This window comes from Sphingobium sp. SA916 (genome assembly GCF_002894065.1).
Classification (GTDB): Bacteria; Pseudomonadota; Alphaproteobacteria; order Sphingomonadales; family Sphingomonadaceae; genus Sphingobium; species Sphingobium fuliginis.
Genome location: NZ_LXYF01000001.1, coordinates 111,838 through 128,846, shown reverse-complemented (window position 1 = coordinate 128,846; position 17,009 = coordinate 111,838). Strand labels below are relative to the sequence as shown.

Annotated in this window: 17 protein-coding genes; all 17 read left to right on the top strand. The window is 63.2% G+C overall.

Going from position 1 to position 17,009, the window contains the following annotated elements:
* Positions 1-85: 85 nt before the first annotated feature.
* The 17 genes from efp to A8G00_RS00560 all read left to right on the top strand — a co-directional run bounded on the left by efp (position 86) and on the right by A8G00_RS00560 (position 17,006).
* Positions 86-649 carry an elongation factor P gene (gene efp, locus A8G00_RS00640; RefSeq protein ID WP_025549544.1) on the top strand — a complete coding sequence of 188 codons (564 nt, stop codon included), beginning with the start codon at positions 86-88 and terminating at the stop codon, positions 647-649.
* 157 nt (positions 650-806) lie between these two features.
* Positions 807-1,619, top strand: coding sequence for an inositol monophosphatase family protein (locus A8G00_RS00635; RefSeq protein ID WP_025549543.1), 813 nt, complete (start codon positions 807-809; stop codon positions 1,617-1,619).
* A gap of 130 nt (positions 1,620-1,749) precedes the next feature.
* Entirely contained in the window at positions 1,750-2,124 is a 375-nt protein-coding gene (locus tag A8G00_RS00630) for an NADH-quinone oxidoreductase subunit A (RefSeq protein WP_025549542.1), read from the top strand.
* Entirely contained in the window at positions 2,115-2,669 is a 555-nt protein-coding gene (locus tag A8G00_RS00625) for an NADH-quinone oxidoreductase subunit B family protein (protein ID WP_013847137.1), read from the top strand. The genes A8G00_RS00630 and A8G00_RS00625 overlap by 10 nt, the downstream gene beginning before the upstream one ends.
* A 1-nt stretch (position 2,670) precedes the next feature.
* A complete protein-coding gene (locus A8G00_RS00620; protein ID WP_025549541.1) occupies positions 2,671-3,507 on the top strand; it encodes an NADH-quinone oxidoreductase subunit C in 837 nt (278 codons plus the stop codon).
* Positions 3,507-4,742: an NADH-quinone oxidoreductase subunit D gene (locus tag A8G00_RS00615; protein WP_025549540.1), complete on the top strand. Its 1,236-nt coding sequence runs from the start codon at positions 3,507-3,509 to the stop codon at positions 4,740-4,742. Before A8G00_RS00620 ends, A8G00_RS00615 begins: the two co-directional genes overlap by 1 nt.
* The gene (gene nuoE, locus A8G00_RS00610) at positions 4,742-5,410 is read left to right on the top strand and encodes an NADH-quinone oxidoreductase subunit NuoE (protein ID WP_025549539.1); all 669 of its coding nucleotides are present in this window, start codon (positions 4,742-4,744) and stop codon (positions 5,408-5,410) included. Before A8G00_RS00615 ends, nuoE begins: the two co-directional genes overlap by 1 nt.
* Positions 5,407-6,723 carry an NADH-quinone oxidoreductase subunit NuoF gene (nuoF, locus tag A8G00_RS00605; protein ID WP_102999804.1) on the top strand — a complete coding sequence of 439 codons (1,317 nt, stop codon included), beginning with the start codon at positions 5,407-5,409 and terminating at the stop codon, positions 6,721-6,723. The genes nuoE and nuoF overlap by 4 nt, the downstream gene beginning before the upstream one ends.
* Positions 6,724-6,725: 2 nt before the next feature.
* Positions 6,726-8,732 carry an NADH-quinone oxidoreductase subunit NuoG gene (gene nuoG, locus A8G00_RS00600; protein ID WP_102999694.1) on the top strand — a complete coding sequence of 669 codons (2,007 nt, stop codon included), beginning with the start codon at positions 6,726-6,728 and terminating at the stop codon, positions 8,730-8,732.
* Positions 8,729-9,778 carry an NADH-quinone oxidoreductase subunit NuoH gene (gene nuoH / locus A8G00_RS00595; protein WP_025549536.1) on the top strand — a complete coding sequence of 350 codons (1,050 nt, stop codon included), beginning with the start codon at positions 8,729-8,731 and terminating at the stop codon, positions 9,776-9,778. Before nuoG ends, nuoH begins: the two co-directional genes overlap by 4 nt.
* Complete coding sequence (gene nuoI / locus A8G00_RS00590; protein ID WP_007684868.1) at positions 9,775-10,260, top strand: NADH-quinone oxidoreductase subunit NuoI; 486 nt, start codon at positions 9,775-9,777, stop codon at positions 10,258-10,260. Before nuoH ends, nuoI begins: the two co-directional genes overlap by 4 nt.
* Before the next feature lie 30 nt (positions 10,261-10,290).
* Positions 10,291-10,902 (top strand): NADH-quinone oxidoreductase subunit J, encoded by a 612-nt coding sequence (locus A8G00_RS00585; protein WP_025549535.1) that lies wholly within the window; start codon positions 10,291-10,293, stop codon positions 10,900-10,902.
* Positions 10,899-11,204: an NADH-quinone oxidoreductase subunit NuoK gene (nuoK, locus tag A8G00_RS00580; RefSeq protein WP_004211745.1), complete on the top strand. Its 306-nt coding sequence runs from the start codon at positions 10,899-10,901 to the stop codon at positions 11,202-11,204. The genes A8G00_RS00585 and nuoK overlap by 4 nt, the downstream gene beginning before the upstream one ends.
* Before the next feature lie 6 nt (positions 11,205-11,210).
* Positions 11,211-13,310: an NADH-quinone oxidoreductase subunit L gene (nuoL, locus tag A8G00_RS00575; RefSeq protein ID WP_102999693.1), complete on the top strand. Its 2,100-nt coding sequence runs from the start codon at positions 11,211-11,213 to the stop codon at positions 13,308-13,310.
* Positions 13,310-14,866 carry an NADH-quinone oxidoreductase subunit M gene (locus A8G00_RS00570; protein ID WP_102999692.1) on the top strand — a complete coding sequence of 519 codons (1,557 nt, stop codon included), beginning with the start codon at positions 13,310-13,312 and terminating at the stop codon, positions 14,864-14,866. The genes nuoL and A8G00_RS00570 overlap by 1 nt, the downstream gene beginning before the upstream one ends.
* The gene (nuoN, locus tag A8G00_RS00565) at positions 14,866-16,302 is read left to right on the top strand and encodes an NADH-quinone oxidoreductase subunit NuoN (RefSeq protein WP_025549532.1); all 1,437 of its coding nucleotides are present in this window, start codon (positions 14,866-14,868) and stop codon (positions 16,300-16,302) included. Before A8G00_RS00570 ends, nuoN begins: the two co-directional genes overlap by 1 nt.
* The gene (locus A8G00_RS00560; protein WP_301182300.1) at positions 16,299-17,006 is read left to right on the top strand and encodes a biotin--[acetyl-CoA-carboxylase] ligase; all 708 of its coding nucleotides are present in this window, start codon (positions 16,299-16,301) and stop codon (positions 17,004-17,006) included. Before nuoN ends, A8G00_RS00560 begins: the two co-directional genes overlap by 4 nt.
* The last annotated feature ends 3 nt before the right edge of the window (positions 17,007-17,009 follow it).

Sequence of the window (17,009 nt, the reverse complement as noted above, 5' to 3'; positions counted from 1 at the left end):
CCTTTCGCCCTCATCCATGTAAGGGCGCGGCCAGCCTCCAGAGGCCGGCTCTTTTCACCTTCAGACATATAGGCAGGCTCTTCCCATGAAGATCAGCGGCGTCGAGATTCGTCCCGGCAACAACATCGAATATGACGGCAGCCTGTGGCGCGCCGTGAAGATCCAGCATACCCAGCCCGGCAAGGGCGGCGCCTATATGCAGGTGGAACTGAAGAACCTGATCGACGGGCGCAAGAACAACGTCCGCTTCCGTTCGGCCGAGACGGTGGAGCGCATCCGCCTCGACACCAAGGATTTCCAATATCTCTATGCAGAGGGCGACATGCTCGTCTTCATGGATACGGAAACCTATGAGCAGATCAATCTGCCGCAGGATCTGGTGGGCGATGCGTCGGCCTTCCTGCAGGACGGCATGATGGTCATGCTGGAAATGTATGAGGAACGTCCGATCTCCGTGCAGCTTCCCGAAACGGTCGAAGCGACCGTGGTGGAAGCCGATGCCGTGGTGAAGGGCCAGACCGCTTCGGCGAGCTACAAGCCCGCCATCCTGGACAATGGCGTGCGCGTCATGGTGCCGCCGCACATCGTCACCGGCACGCGCATCGTCGTCGACGTGTATGAGCGCGAATATGTGAAGCGCGCGGATTGATATTCTATCCCCCCCCCCCCTCCCGCAGGCGGAAGGGGGTCAGGGGGTGGGTGGCGAGCATGAGCGAGCTTCCTGCCCTTTCCCTTTTTAGAGTGCCGCTATTGCGGCATGCCCACCCCCGGTCCCTCCCGTTTGCGGGAGGGGGGAGACAAGAAAAATGGTATCGCACTCGGGCCTTTTGACCGTCATGGAACGCGCCGCGCGCAAGGCTGGCTCCAAGCTGCGCCGCGACTTTGGCGAGGTCGAACATCTGCAGGTGTCCCGAAAGGGACCGGCGGACTTCGTGTCCAAGGCCGACCAGCAGGCGGAAAAGACGCTGGTCGAGGAATTGCAGAAGGCGCGGCCCGATTGGGGTTTCCTGCTGGAGGAAGGCGGCGAGATCGCGGGCGATCCGGGCAAGCCGCGCTGGATCATCGATCCGCTCGACGGCACCAGCAATTTCCTGCACGGCATCCCGCACTTCGCGATCTCCATCGCGGTCGAGGAGCCGCTCTACGGCGGCAAGCGGGAGGTTACGACCGGCCTCATCTACCAGCCGGTGACCGACGAAAGCTATTGGGCGGAAAAGAGCCGGGGCGCCTGGCGGCATGACCAGCGGCTGCGCGTTTCGGCGCGGCGCGATCTGGGCGACTGCCTGATCGCCACGGGCATCCCCTTCCTGGGGCATGGCGATTTCGCGCAATGGACGCGCATCTTCGGGGCCGTAGGGCCCTCGGTGGCCGGAATCCGGCGCTTCGGCGCGGCCTCGCTGGACCTCGCCCACGTCGCCTCCGGCCGCTATGACGGCTTCTGGGAAAGCGGCCTGCAACCCTGGGACGTGGCGGCGGGCCTGCTGATGGTGCGGGAAGCGGGCGGCTTCGTGTCGGATTTCCGCGGCGGCGACCAGCCGATCGAGCGCAAGGAAGTCATCGCGGGCAATGATGCGATCCACAGCAAATTACATAAGTTGGTGGCAGGAGCGCTGCGCTGATGGCTTGCTTTTGGTAGCGTGATCAGGTCGCCGCCATTGTTGCGAATCATTCTCATGCCTCCGGGCCTTGCTTCGCATATGCAGCGGGCCTAAAGCGCGCCCGTAAATCATTTTCGCCCAGGGGATTCCGTTGGTCGATCTAGCCCAATATCTGCCGATCCTGATCTTTCTCGGGATCGCCTTGCTGCTTTCGAGCGCATTCGTGTTCCTGCCGATGCTGGTGGGGCGCCTGACCGGCGCGCATCAGCCCGATCCGGCGAAGCTCAGCGAATATGAATGCGGCTTTCCTGCGTTCGAAGAACCGCGCAGCCAGTTCGACGTGCGATTCTACCTCGTCGCGATCCTGTTCATCATCTTCGACCTGGAAGCGGCGTTCCTCTACCCCTGGGCGGTCAGCCTCGACCAGATCGGCTGGGCCGGCTGGGCGACTATGATGATCTTCATAGCGGAGCTGGTGCTCGGCCTCGTCTATGCGTGGAAGAAGGGAGCACTCGATTGGGAGTAGAACTTGAGCGGCCCGCGCCCGGCACCTTGTTGCCCGCGGGGACCCAGCCCGACCAGGATTTCTTCAACGCGCTGAACAGCGAGGTCAGTGACAAGGGCTTCCTCGTCACCTCGACGGAGGAATTGTTCCAGTGGGCCCGCACCGGCTCGCTCTGGTGGATGACCTTCGGCCTGGCCTGCTGCGCGGTGGAGATGATCCACGTCAACATGCCCCGTTACGACATGGAACGCTTCGGCGCCGCGCCGCGCGCCTCGCCGCGCCAGTCCGACGTGATGATCGTCGCGGGGACGCTGTGCAACAAGATGGCTCCGGCGTTGCGCAAGGTTTACGACCAGATGTCCAATCCGAAATATGTGATTTCGATGGGCAGCTGCGCGAATGGCGGTGGCTATTATCACTACAGCTATTCGGTCGTGCGTGGCTGCGACCGCATCGTGCCGGTCGACATCTATGTGCCGGGTTGCCCGCCGACAGCGGAAGCCCTGCTTTATGGCGTGATGCAGTTGCAGCGGAAAATCCGCCGCATCGGAACGGTTGAGCGCTGATATGGGTCATTCTGCTCCTAGGATCGCGGCCATCGATGGGATCGCGCAGGAAATCGCCGGTCTGCTGGGACCGATGCTGGTCGAAACCGTCGATCATGCCGATGAACTGAGCTTCACCGTCGTCCGGGAAAAGCTGGCCGACGCGATGGTGCTGCTGCGGGATCGCGCGCAATATCAGCAGCTCATGGAAATTGCGGGCGTCGATTATCCGGATCGTCCGGAGCGCTTCGAGGTCTGCTACCATCTGCTCAGCGTCACGCGGAACCACCGCGTCCGCGTGAAGGTGCAGACCGACGAGGACATGCCCGTTCCCACCGTCACGCACATCTGGCCGGTCGCCGGCTGGCTGGAGCGGGAGGTGTTCGACATGTACGGCGTCATCTTCGAGGGGAACGCCGATCTGCGCCGCATCCTGACCGACTATGGTTTCAAGGGCCATCCGCAGCGCAAGGACTTCCCGCTGACCGGCTATGTCGAGATGTGGTATTCCGAAGAGGACAAGCGCGTCGTCTACAAGCCGGTGAAGCTGGCGCAGGATTTCCGGCAGTTCGACTTCATGAGCCCGTGGGAAGGCGCGCAATATGTGCTGCCGGGCGACGAAAAGGCGCCGCAGGCGCCGGGAGCGCCGACACCTGTCACAGCCCCGTTGCCGGCCGCTGCGGCTCCCAAGGGCGAACCGGCCGGCGCCACGCCCAAGGTCACGGAAAAGTCCGAGGATACCGGTGCAGGTGAACCCGCCAACAGCAAGGGTGCGGAAAAGTCGCCCAACGCTCCGGTAAAGCCCGAAGAGCACACAGACGAAGGCAAAGGCGCTGCCAAGCCTGAGGATAAGGCCTGATGTCCGACTATCTGGAAAAGCTGGACCATGTGACCGACGCGGCGGACCCGTCCTACGGCGACACGGAAATCCAGAACTACACGATCAACTTCGGTCCGCAGCACCCTGCCGCGCACGGCGTTCTGCGCCTGGTCATGGAACTGGACGGCGAGATCGTCGAGCGCTGCGACCCGCATGTCGGCCTGCTCCATCGCGGCACCGAGAAGCTGATCGAGCACAAGACTTATTTGCAGGCGCTGCCCTATTTCGACCGGCTGGACTATTGCTCGCCGCTCGGCATGGAGCACAGCTATGTGCTGGCGATCGAAAAGCTGCTGAACCTGGAAGTGCCGTTGCGCGCGCAATATCTGCGCGTGTTCTTTGCGGAACTGACGCGCATCTGCAATCACATGCTGAATCTCGGCTCGCACGTGATGGACGTGGGTGCGATGACGCCGAACCTGTGGCTGTTCGAAATCCGGGAGGATTGCCTCAACTTCTTCGAACGGGCATCGGGTGCCCGCATGCATGCGGCCTGGTTCCGGCCGGGCGGCGTGCATCAGGACGTGCCGCTGAAGCTGTTGACCGACATTGGCGACTGGCTCGACACGCGTTTGCCGCGCCTGTTCGAGGACGCGATGAGCCTGGTGGTCGACAACCGCATCTTCAAGCAGCGCAATGTGGACATCGCGGTCGTCAGCAAGGAAGACGCGCTGAAATGGGGCTTCTCCGGCCCCATGATCCGGGGATCGGGCATCCCCTGGGACATCCGCAAGGCGCAGCCCTATGACGTCTATGACCGGATGGAATTCGACGTTCCGGTGGGCACCAATTTCGACTGCTATGACCGCTTCATGGTCCGCGTCGAGGAAGTCCGCCAGTCCGCGCGGATCATGAAGCAGTGCCTCAGCGAAATGCCGGAAGGCCCGGTTGCGAGCTTCGACCGCAAGGTGGTGCCGCCCAAGCGCGGCGAGATGAAGCGCTCGATGGAAGCGCTGATCCACCACTTCAAGCTTTATACCGAGGGCTTCCATGTCCCGGCGGGCGAAGTCTATGTCGCGACCGAAAGCCCCAAGGGCGAATTCGGCGTCTATCTGGTCGCGGACGGCTCCAACAAGCCCTATCGCTGCAAGATCCGCCCGACCGCCTTTAGCCACCTTCAGGCGATGGATTTCATGATGAAAGGCCACATGCTGGCCGATACCACCGCTGTCCTTGGCGCCATGGACATCGTGTTTGGAGAATGTGACCGCTAATGGCTGACGCAGTTCATATCCCGGACGAGGCCGAAACGCGCGCGCGCTGGGGCGCGTTCGCCTGGACGGCCGAAAATGCCGAGCAGGCGAAGAAGGTCATTGCCCGCTATCCCGCCGGGCGTCAGCAGTCGGCCGTGATGCCGCTGCTTGACCTCGCCCAGCGTCAGGTCGGTGCGGAAACGCAGACCCAGGGCTGGCTGCCGGTGCCGGTGATGGAATATATCGCCGACCAACTCGAAATGCCGTATATGCGCGTGTACGAGGTCGCGACCTTCTACACCATGTACAATCTCGCGCCCGTGGGCCGCTATCATGTGCAGGTCTGCGGCACGACGCCCTGCATGCTGCGCGGCTCCGACGATGTGTTCTCCGCCTGCAAGAACAAGGGGCTGGTGAAGGGCGGGACGACGCCCGACGGCCTGTTCACGCTGACCGAGGTCGAGTGTCTGGGCGCCTGCGCCAACGCGCCGATGGTCCAGATCAACGACGATAATTTCGAAGACCTGACCTATGACAGCATGAGCGCGATCCTCGACGATCTCGCCGCTGGCAAGCAGCCCAAGATCGGGCCGCAGATCGATCGCCAGACCAGCTGTCCGGAGGGTGGTCCGACCACGCTCAAGGATATGGTCAACGAAAATCACGACTATCGGGGCGAATGGGCATGAGTGACGTGATCGCGCCTCTCAGCGACAAGGATCGCATCTTCACCAACGTCTATGGCTTCCAGGATTGGGGCATCGACGCGGCGATGAAGCGCGGCGATTGGGATAACACCAAGGCCCTGCTGGCAATCGGCCAGGACGACATCATAGAGCGCATCAAGGCCAGCGGCCTGCGCGGCCGTGGCGGCGCCGGCTTCCCGACCGGCATGAAGTGGAGCTTCATGCCCAAGGAAAGCAGGGACGGCCGTCCGAGCTTCCTCGTCATCAACGCCGACGAATCCGAGCCGGGCTCGTGCAAGGACCGCGAGATCATCCGCCACGATCCGCACAAGCTGATCGAGGGCGCGCTGGTCGCCGGTTTCGCGATGCGGGCGCGCGCCGCCTATATCTATATTCGCGGCGAGTTCATCTATGAGGCGAAGGTCCTCTTCGCCGCCGTCGAGCAGGCCTATGAAAAGGGCTTTCTCGGCAAGAATGCCTGCGGGTCCGGCTATGATTTCGACGTCTTCGTCCATCGCGGCGCGGGCGCCTATATCTGCGGAGAGGAAACCGCCCAGATCGAAAGCCTGGAGGGCAAGAAGGGCCAGCCGCGCCTGAAGCCGCCTTTCCCGGCGGGCGCGGGCCTTTATGGCTGCCCCACCACGGTGAACAACGTCGAATCCATCGCGGTCGCGCCGACCATCCTGCGCCGTGGCGCCGAATGGTTCTCCAGCTTCGGGCGGGAGAACAACAAGGGCACGAAGCTCTTCCAGATCAGCGGCCATGTGAACAAGCCCTGTGTCGTCGAAGAATCGATGGGCATCAGCTTCAAGGAACTGATCGACCGGCATTGCGGCGGCATTCGCGGCGGCTGGGACAATCTGCTGGCGGTCATCCCCGGCGGTTCGTCGGTGCCTTTGGTCCCGGCGAAGGAGATCATGGACGCGCCCATGGATTTCGATGGGTTGCGCGCGCTCGGCTCCGGCCTTGGCACCGCCGCCGTCATCGTGATGGACAAGTCGACCGACATCGTCCGCGCCATTTCGCGGCTCAGCTATTTCTACAAGCATGAGAGCTGCGGCCAGTGCACGCCCTGCCGCGAAGGCACCGGCTGGATGTGGCGCGTAATGGAACGGCTGCGCACCGGCGATGCCGACCAGAGCGAGATCGACATGCTGTTCCAGGTGACCAAGCAGGTCGAAGGCCACACCATCTGCGCGCTTGGCGACGCGGCGGCTTGGCCGATCCAGGGCCTGATCCGGCACTTCCGTCCGGAAATCGAGCGTCGGATCAACGAAAACAAGGGTAGCGCCCCGGTCATGGAGGCAGCGGAGTAACCATGCCGAAGGTCAAAGTAGACGGCGTAGAACTCGAAGTCCCGGCGGGCGCCACGGTCCTCCAGGCCTGCGAACTGGCGGGGAAGGAAATCCCGCGTTTCTGCTATCATGAGCGCCTCAGCATCGCCGGCAATTGCCGCATGTGCCTGGTCGAGGTGAAGCCCGGACCGCCCAAGCCGCAGGCTTCCTGTGCGCTGCCGGCCGCGGAGAATCAGGAAATCTTCACCCAGACCGAGATGGTCAAGAAGGCGCGCGAAGGGGTGATGGAGTTCCTGCTCATCAACCACCCGCTTGACTGCCCGATCTGCGACCAGGGCGGCGAATGCGACCTTCAGGACCAGTCGGTCGCCTATGGCAAGGGCAGCAGCCGCTTCGACGAGAATAAGCGCGCCGTCACCGAGAAATATATGGGCCCGATCGTCAAGACGGTCATGACCCGCTGCATCCAGTGCACCCGCTGCGTGCGCTTTGCCGAGGAAGTCGCGGGCGTGCCGGAAATCGGCGCCATCTATCGCGGCGAGAACATGCAGATCACCACCTATCTCGAACATGCCGCCAAGAGCGAGCTTTCGGGCAATGTGGTCGATCTTTGCCCGGTCGGCGCGCTGACGTCCAAGCCCTATGCGTTCGAAGCGCGTCCCTGGGAACTCAAGAAGACCCACGCGATCGACGTGATGGACGCGGTCGGCACCAACATCCGCCTCGACAGCCGCGGCCGTCAGGTGCTGCGCGCCGTGCCGCGCATCAATGACGACGTGAACGAGGAATGGGCCAGCGACAAGACCCGGCACAATGTCGACGGTCTGGTCCGCAAGCGGCTCGACAAGCCCTATGTCCGCAAGGACGGCAAGCTGGTTCCGGCAACCTGGAACGAGGCGTTCGCGGCGATTGCCGCCGTCAAGCATGGCGGATCGGTGGCTGCGCTGGCCGGTGATCTGCTCGATTGCGAGACGATGTTCGCGGGCAAGGTGCTGGTCGAGAGGCTGGGTGGCTCGTTGCTCGAAGGCCGTCAGACCGGGCTCGCTTATGACGTGTCGAGCCTGAGCGCGGTCAACTTCAACACCACGCTCAACGGTCTTGAAACCGCTGACGTGATCCTGCTGGTGGGCACCAATCTGCGCTGGGAAGCGCCGCTGGTGAACACCCGCATCCGCAAGGCGATCAAGAAGGGCGCGAAGGTCTTTGCGCTCGGTCCGCAGGTCGACCTCACCTACAAGGTCGAGTGGCTGGGCAATGACGCATCGCTGCTTGGCCGTCTGCCCGAAGCGGTGGTGGAAGCCTTCGGCAAGGCCGCGCGTCCGGCGATGATCGTCGGCGGCGGCGTGCTGGCGAAGGACGGCGCCCATGGCGATACGCTGGCGCTGGTCGAGACGCTGGGCCTCGTGAAAGAAGGCTGGAACGGCTATAATGTCCTGCATTTCGCGGCGGCGCGCATGGGCGGGCTGATGCTCGGCTATGCGGCGCAGGGCGGCATCAAGGCGGTGGCTGCGGCGAAGCCCAAGCTGCTCTTCTCGCTGGGCGCGGACGAGGTCGATTATTCGGCTTTCCAGGACAGCTTCAAGGTCTATGTCGGCCACCATGGCGACAAGGGCGCGCATGCGGCGGACGTGATCCTGCCGGGCGCGAGCTATGCCGAGAAGGCCGGCACCTACGTCAATCTGGAAGGCCGGGTGCAGCGCGGCGAAAAGGCCGTATTCGCGCCGGGCGACGCCCGCGAGGATTGGTCGATCCTGCGCGCCCTGTCGGAAGTGCTGGGCGCGACGCTCCCCTTCGACAGCTTCGAGCAGCTTCGCGCCGAAATGGCCAGGGCGGTTCCGGCGCTGGGCGTCGAGGGTCTGGCCGATTATGGCTGGTCCGTTCCGTCGCTGCCGACCGGCGCCAGCGGTGAGTTCGGCTCTCCGATCAAGGATTTCTACCTGACCAACGCCATCTGCCGCGCCAGTCCGACGATGCAGCAATGTTCGGCCGAACTGATCCACGGTGAGACGTATGCGGAGGCCGCAGAGTGACCGCTTTCTTCCAAAATCTCGGCCTGCCGTTCGAGGGCGCCTGGCTGCTTTCGACGATCATCGGCATTCTGGTGATTGCGTTGCCGCTGATGCTGGCGGTGGCGATGATCATCTACGCCGACCGCAAGATCTGGGCGGCGATGGCGCTGCGTCGCGGCCCGAACGTCGTCGGTCCCTTCGGTCTGCTCCAGTCCTTCGCGGACGGCGCCAAGGTCTTCCTGCAGGAAACCATCATCCCTTCGGCGGCCAACCGCACGCTTTTCCTGATCGCCCCGATCATCACCTTCACCGTCGCTCTGATGGCCTGGGCGGTGATTCCGTTCCAGGTGGGCGTGGTGCTGGCCAACATCAATGTCGGCCTGCTCTACATCCTCGCCATCTCGTCGCTCGGCGTCTATGGCGTGGTGCTGTCGGGCTGGGCGTCCAACTCCAAATATCCCTTCTATTCGGCGATCCGCGCCAGCGCGCAGATGATCAGCTATGAAGTCTCCATCGGCTTCATCCTGATCACCGTGGTGCTCTGGGCCGGCAGCTTCAACATCTCGGCCATCGTCGAGAGCCAGAAGGGCTATTATGGCTTCCTGAACGGCAACGGCTTCAACCCGCTGCTCTTCCCGATGGCGATCATGTTCCTGATCTCGGCCATGGCGGAAACGGCGCGTGCGCCCTTCGACCTGACCGAAGCGGAATCGGAACTGGTCGCGGGGTATCAGACCGAATATTCATCCATGGCCTTCGCGCTGTTCTGGCTGGGCGAATATGCAAACGTGATCCTGATGTGCGCCCTGAACGCCATCCTGTTCTGGGGCGGCTATCTGCCGCCGATCGACTGGGCGCCGCTTTATTATGTGCCCGGCATCATCTGGCTGTTCGCCAAGATATTCTTCTTCTTCTTCGTCTTCTCCTGGGTGAAGGCGACGGTGCCCCGTTACCGCTATGACCAGCTTATGCGGCTGGGCTGGAAGATATTCCTGCCGACCTCGCTGCTGTTCGTCTTCCTGGTGTCGGGCTTCCTCATGTTCACGCGTTACGGAGGCGCTCAATGAGCCTCGGCTATTATGTCAAATCCTTCACCCTCTGGGAGTTTGTGAAGGCGCACGCCCTGACCTTGAAATATTTCTTCAAGCCCAAGGCGACGATCAACTACCCCTATGAGAAGAACCCGATTTCGCCGCGGTTCCGGGGGGAGCATGCGTTGCGCCGCTATCCCAATGGGGAAGAGCGCTGCATCGCGTGCAAGCTGTGCGAGGCGATCTGCCCCGCCCAGGCGATCACCATCGAAGCGCAGCCGCGCGATGACGGCAGCCGCCGCACGACGCGCTACGACATCGATATGACGAAGTGCATCTATTGCGGCTTCTGCCAGGAAGCGTGCCCGGTGGACGCCATCGTCGAGGGCCCGAATTTCGAGTTCTCCACCGAAACGCGCGAGGAGCTGATCTACGACAAGGCCAAGCTCCTTGAAAATGGGGACAAGTGGGAGCGGGCGATTGCCGCGAACCTTGCCGCCGATGCGCCCTACCGTTAAGCCGCAGCCGCCGAAGGGGAACATGATCCTGTGATTCACGTGCTTGCCTTTTACCTGTTCGCCGCGATCGTGGTGTGCAGCGGCGCGCTTACGATCCTGTCGCGCAATCCGGTTCATTCGGTGCTGTGGCTGATCCTTGCCTTTTTCAACGCGGCGGGGCTGATGGTCCTGCTGGGCGCCGAATTCATCGCGATGCTCCTTGTCATCGTCTATGTCGGCGCCGTTGCCGTGCTGTTCCTGTTCGTCGTGATGATGCTCGACATCGATTTCGCCGAACTGCGCGCCGGTTTCGTCGATTACCTCCCCTTCGGGCTGCTGATTGCGCTGGTGCTGCTGGCGGAGATCGTGCTGGGCATCGGCCTGTGGAGCGCGGGCCCCATAGAACTGGCGCAGCGCGCGGCTCCGGTGAACCCGGAACTCAGCAATATCCAGGCGATCGGCGCGTTGCTCTACACCCGCTACATCTTCCTGTTTGAAGCGGCGGGCATCGTCTTGCTGGTCGCGATGATCGGCGCCATCGTGCTGACCCATCGCGCCCGTGGCGGCGTGCGCGGCCAGAACATCGCCCGCCAGAACCGCCGCCGTCCCGAAGACGCGGTGCGCAACGTCAATCAGCCCGTCGGGCAGGGGGTGGAGCTGTGATCGGCCTTCAGCATTATATGGTGGTCAGCGCGATCCTCTTCGTGATGGGCGTGCTGGGCATCTTCATCAATCGCAAGAACGTCATCATCATCCTGATGGCGATCGAGCTGATCCTGCTCAGCGTGAACATCAACCTTGTCGCCTTCAGCGCCTTCCTGGGCGATCTGGTGGGACAGGTGTTCAGCATGTTCGTGCTGACCGTCGCGGCGGGTGAGGCGGCCATCGGCCTTGCCATCCTCGTCATCTACTTCCGCGGTCGCGGCACCATCGCCGTCGACGATGTCAACCGGATGAAGGGCTAAAGCTCGATGATCCAGCTTATCGTCCTTCTCCCGTTGCTGGCTGCTGCCATCGCCGGTCTTGGCAACAAGGCCCTTGGCAAGCTGCCCGCGAAGATCGTCACCACCGGCGCGCTGTTCGCATCCTGTGCGATGAGCTGGCCGATCTTCATCGGCTTCCTGACCGGCCATGCCGAGCCCTATGTGGTCCCGGCCTTCACCTGGATCCAGTCGGGCAGCTTCGATGCGCAATGGGCGCTGCGCGTCGACACCATGACGGCGGTCATGCTGGTGGTCATCACCAGCGTGTCGAGCCTCGTCCATCTCTATAGCTGGGGCTATATGGAGGAGGAGCCGGACCAGCCGCGCTTCTTCGCCTATCTGTCGCTCTTCACCTTCGCGATGCTGATGCTCGTGACGGCGAACAACCTGCTGCAGATGTTCTTCGGCTGGGAAGGCGTCGGCCTTGCTTCCTATCTGCTGATCGGCTTCTGGTTCCGTAAACCCTCCGCAAATGCGGCCGCGATCAAGGCCTTCGTCGTCAACCGCGTCGGCGACCTCGGTTTCATGATGGGCATTTTCGGCACCTATCTGGTGTTCAACACCATCTCGATCCCGGAAATCCTGGCGGCCGCGCCATCGATGGCCGGTTCGACCATCGGCTTCCTGGGCCATCGTTTCGACACCATGACCGTGCTCTGCCTGCTGCTGTTCATCGGCGCGATGGGCAAGTCGGCGCAGCTTGGCCTCCACACCTGGCTGCCGGACGCGATGGAGGGCCCGACCCCGGTGTCGGCGCTGATCCACGCGGCGACCATGGTGACCGCGGGCGTGTTCATGGTGTGCCGCCTGTCGCCGATGTTCGAAACCTCGCCGACGGCGCTTGGCTTCGTGACCTTCATCGGCGCGGCCACCTGCCTTTTCGCGGCGACCGTGGGCACGGTGCAGAACGACATCAAGCGCGTCATCGCCTATTCGACCTGCTCGCAGCTCGGCTACATGTTCTTCGCGGCGGGCGTCGGCGCCTATGGCGCGGCGATGTTCCACCTCTTCACCCACGCCTTCTTCAAGGCGCTGCTGTTCCTGGGCGCGGGCTCGGTCATCCACGCGATGCACCATGAACAGGACATGCGCTACTATGGCGCGCTCCGGAAGGAGATCCCGATCACCTTCTGGACGATGACGCTGGGCACGCTGGCGATCACCGGCGTCGGCATTCCGCTGGTCGGCTATGGCTTTGCAGGCTTCTATTCGAAGGACGGCATTCTCGAAGCGGCCTATGCTTCGGGCGGTGCGGGCGTCGGCGCCTATCTGGTCGGCGTATTCGCGGCGCTGCTCACCAGCTTCTACAGCTGGCGCCTGGTGTTCCTGACCTTCTTCGGCAAGCCGCGCTGGGCCGCTTCGGAGCATATCCAGCATGCCGTCCACGACGCGCATGACCATGGTCATGACGAACATGCCACCCATGGCCATGGCGCGGAGGACGACAACGCACCGGCGCAGGAGCATGCGGGTCACGATCCGCACGGACATGAAACCGATGCCCATGCCCTGCCGACCGGCACTGGCGGCTATCATCCGCATGAAAGCGGTTGGGTGATGCTGATCCCGCTGGTGGTGCTGAGCCTGGGTGCGGTGTTTGCCGGCTTCCTCTTCCATGACCAGTTCATCGGCCCGGAAGGCGGCATCGAGTTCTGGAAAGGCGCGCTGGCGTTCGACAGCCATCTGATGCACGCCGCGCATGAAGTGCCGACCTGGGTCAAGTTCGGACCGTTCACGGTGATGCTGACCGGCTTGGTCATAGCCTGGCTGGCCTATATCAAGCACACCGACTGGCCGCAGCGCTTCGTCGCCACCTTCGGCGTGCTGTACCAGTTCCTGCTCAACAAATGGTATTTCGACGAGCTGTATCATTTCATCTTCGTCAAGCCTGCCTTCGCCATCGGCCGCTTCTTCTGGAAGTTCGGTGACGTGGGCTTGATCGACCGCTTCGGGCCTAATGGTCTGGCTGCGCTGGTCGTGCAGGGCAACAAAGTCACCCGTCGGCTTCAGTCCGGCTACCTCTACACTTACGCGCTGGTGATGCTGATCGGCCTCGCCGCAGCTGCAACCTGGGCGATGACACGATAATGAGCGGCTTCCCCATCCTTTCCCTGATGATGGCAGTGCCGATGGCGGGGGCCATCGCCTGTCTGTTCGCAGGCGCCAATCAGGCCCGCTGGATCGCGTTGGTCGCAACGCTGGTCGATCTTGTGCTGGGCGCCATCCTCTGGATGAATTTCGACCAGTCGGGGACCGCCGCCCAATGGCAGTTCCAGGAATATGCGCCGATCTTCGGCCGTTTCGCCTGGGCGCTCGGGATCGACGGCATCGCGCTGCTGCTGATCGCGCTCACCGTATTCCTGATGCCGATCTGCATCGGCGCGAGTTGGATCGCGATCGAGAAGCGCGTGCCGGAATATATGGCGGCCTTCCTGTTCATGGAGGTGCTGATGATCGGCGTCTTCACGGCGCAGGATCTCTACCTCTTCTACATCATGTTCGAAGCCGGCCTGATCCCGATGTACCTGATCATCGGCATCTGGGGCGGCGCGGATCGCATCTACGCTTCGTACAAATTCTTCCTCTACACGCTGCTCGGATCGGTGCTGATGCTGATCGCGATGATGTGGATGGTGCATGAAGCGGGCACGACCGACATCCCGACGCTGATGGCCTATCATTTCGATCCGCATATCCAGACATGGCTGTGGCTTGCCTTCTTCGCCAGCTTTGCCGTCAAGATGCCGATGTGGCCGGTCCACACCTGGCTTCCCGACGCGCACGTTCAGGCGCCGACCGCCGGTTCGGTCATCCTGGCGGGCGTGCTGCTGAAAATGGGCGGCTACGGCTTCATCCGCTTCTCGCTGCCGATGTTCCCGGAGGCGTCCGCGCAACTGGCGCCGCTGGTCTGGGGCCTGTCGATGGTCGCGGTGGTCTATACCAGCCTCGTCGCGCTGGTTCAGTCGGACATGAAGAAGCTGATCGCCTATTCGTCGGTGGCGCACATGGCCATCGTCACCGTCGGCCTGTTCGCCTTCAACCAGGCGGGCATCGAAGGCGCGATGATGGTGATGCTGGGCCATGGCCTGGTGTCGGGCGCTCTCTTCCTCTGCGTCGGCGTCATCTATGATCGGCTCCATACCCGCGAGATTAGCCGTTATGGCGGCCTCAGCATCAACATGCCGAAATATGCGGTGCTGTTCATGCTGTTCACCATGGCGTCGGTCGGCCTGCCGGGCACCAGCAACTTCGTGGGTGAATTCCTGTCGCTGATGGGCATCTACCAGGCGTCGAGCTGGGTGGCGCTGGTCTGCACCACCGGCATCATCCTGGGCGCGGCCTATATGCTCTATCTCTACCGCCGGATCGCCTATGGCGAGCAGAAGAATGCCGATGCGGCCGCGATGCCGGACCTGTCCGCGCGCGAAATCTGGCTGCTGGCGCCGATCGCGGCGGCGGTGCTGTGGATGGGCGTCTATCCGGAGAGCTTCCTGGCGCCCATGCGTTCCGATATCCGCGCGCTCGAAGCGCGCGTCGCCTCCGCTAGGCCGGCGGGCGATTCCCAGATCAAGATGGGGGCGGCCGTTCCGGCTGCCGAGGCTGCCCATCATGAAGAAGCCCCTGCGCACGGGGAGGCGCACTGATGATTGATTCCGCTTCCCTTCTGGCGGTCCTGCCGGAACTGATCCTGACGGCCGGCGGCCTGATCCTGATGCTGATCGCAGCTTATGGCGGCGATGCGACGGCGCGGCTGGTGAACTGGCTGTCGGTGCTGACGCTGGCTATCGCAGGCCTGGCGCTGTCCACTTCGCTGGCGCATGGGCCCGATGCCTTTGACGGGCTGGTGCGCGCCGATGCCTTCTCCGTCTTCGCCAAGGCGCTGATTTATGGAGCGGCGGCGGCGGCTATCCTGCTTGCGCCGCGCTATTTCCTGGTGGGTGGCGCGCTGCGGGCCGAATATCCGGTGCTGATCCTCTTCTCCTCGATCGGCATGGGCATGATGGTGTCGGCGGGCGACCTGCTGACGCTCTATGTCGGCCTCGAAATGCAGAGCCTTGCCGCCTATGTGCTGGCGAGCTTCATGCGGCAGGACGAGCGGTCGTCCGAAGCGGGCCTTAAATATTTCGTCCTGGGTTCGCTGGCGAGCGGCATCCTGCTCTATGGTTCGGCGCTTCTCTATGGCTTTACCGGCGGCACCAGCTTCGACGGCATCGCGGTCGCGCTGAGCGACGGTGTGTCGAAGGGCGAGCTTTTCGGCCTGGTGTTCGTGCTTGCCGGTCTCGCCTTCAAGATCAGTGCCGTGCCGTTCCACATGTGGACTCCGGACGTCTATGAAGGTGCGCCCACCCCGGTCACGACTTTCTTCGCCAGCGCGCCCAAGGTAGCGGCCATCGGCCTTACCGTCCGCGTCGCGATAGAGGCGCTGGGGCCGGCGGGCCTCGACTGGCAGCAGGTCGTGATCTTCGTTGCGCTCGCCTCGATTCTCTTCGGCGCGGTGGCGGCCATCGGCCAGACCAACATCAAGCGGCTGATGGCCTATTCGTCGATCAACAATGTCGGCTTCGCGTTGATCGGCCTTGCCACCGGCACGCCCGCGGGCGCGGCGGCGACGATGAGCTACATGGCGATCTATGTCGTCATGACCATCGGCGGTTTCGCCTGCATCCTGCAGATGCGCGACGCGGAGGGGCGTCCGGTCGAGACCATCGCCAGCCTTGCGGGCCTGTCGCGCTCGCGCCAGGGTCTGGCGGCGGCGCTGGCGATCTTCATGTTCTCCATGGCCGGCATTCCGCCGCTCTTCGGCTTCTGGGCGAAGTTCCTGGTGTTCGACGCGGCCGTCGCGGCGGGCCTGACGGCGCTGGCGGCCTTCGGTATCGCCATGTCGGTGATCGGCGCCTTCTATTATCTGAAGATCATCAAGACGATGTATTTCGACGAGCCGGCGGCGCCCTATGAAGCGCGCGGCGGTGCGGTTGAGAATATCATCCTGACGGCCTGCGCCGTGGTGATCGTCTTTGGCTATTTCCTCAATCCCGTCCTCGACAAGGCGAGCGCGGCGGCCGCGGCGTCGCTGTTCTGACCGAGCTTCGCTTCGTCGAGGAGACTGGCTCCACCAATGCCGACATGCTGGCGTTGGTGGAGCAAGGCGTTTCTGAAGGCTGCTGGTTGCGCGCGGGGCGGCAGACCGGCGGACGCGGGCGCATGGGGCGCAGCTGGGAAAGTCCCGACGGCAATCTCTATTGTTCGACGCTGATCCGGTTGCGGGGGGGCGACCCGTTGCCGCATACGCTGGCGCTGGTCGCGGGCAACGCCGTGCATGCGCTGGTGGCGCCGCTTTGCAAGGGGCAGGCGCGGATCAAATGGCCCAATGACGTGCTGGTGGACGGCGCGAAGATCGCCGGCATCCTGCTGGAGCGGGCGGGTGATGCCATTGTTGCGGGGATCGGCGTCAATGTGACCGGGCATCCGACCGGGCTTGACCGGCCGGTGACGAGCCTCTTCTCGCAGGGCGCGCCAGAGGCCGACGCGGCTGCTCTGCAGGTGCGGCTTGCGGAATTGTTCGCCCATTGGCTGGCGATCTGGCGCGCGCAGGGGCTGGAGCCGGTGCGGACGCATTGGCTGCTCAACGCCCATCCTGCCGGCACGCCGATGCGCGTGGTGCAGCCCGATGGCGAGACGGTGGAAGGCACATTCGACACGCTCGACCGCCATGGGATGCTGATCCTGCGCTTGGCGAATGGCGAGAGCCGTGCCATTCATGCCGGCGACATCCTTCTCATCTGACAT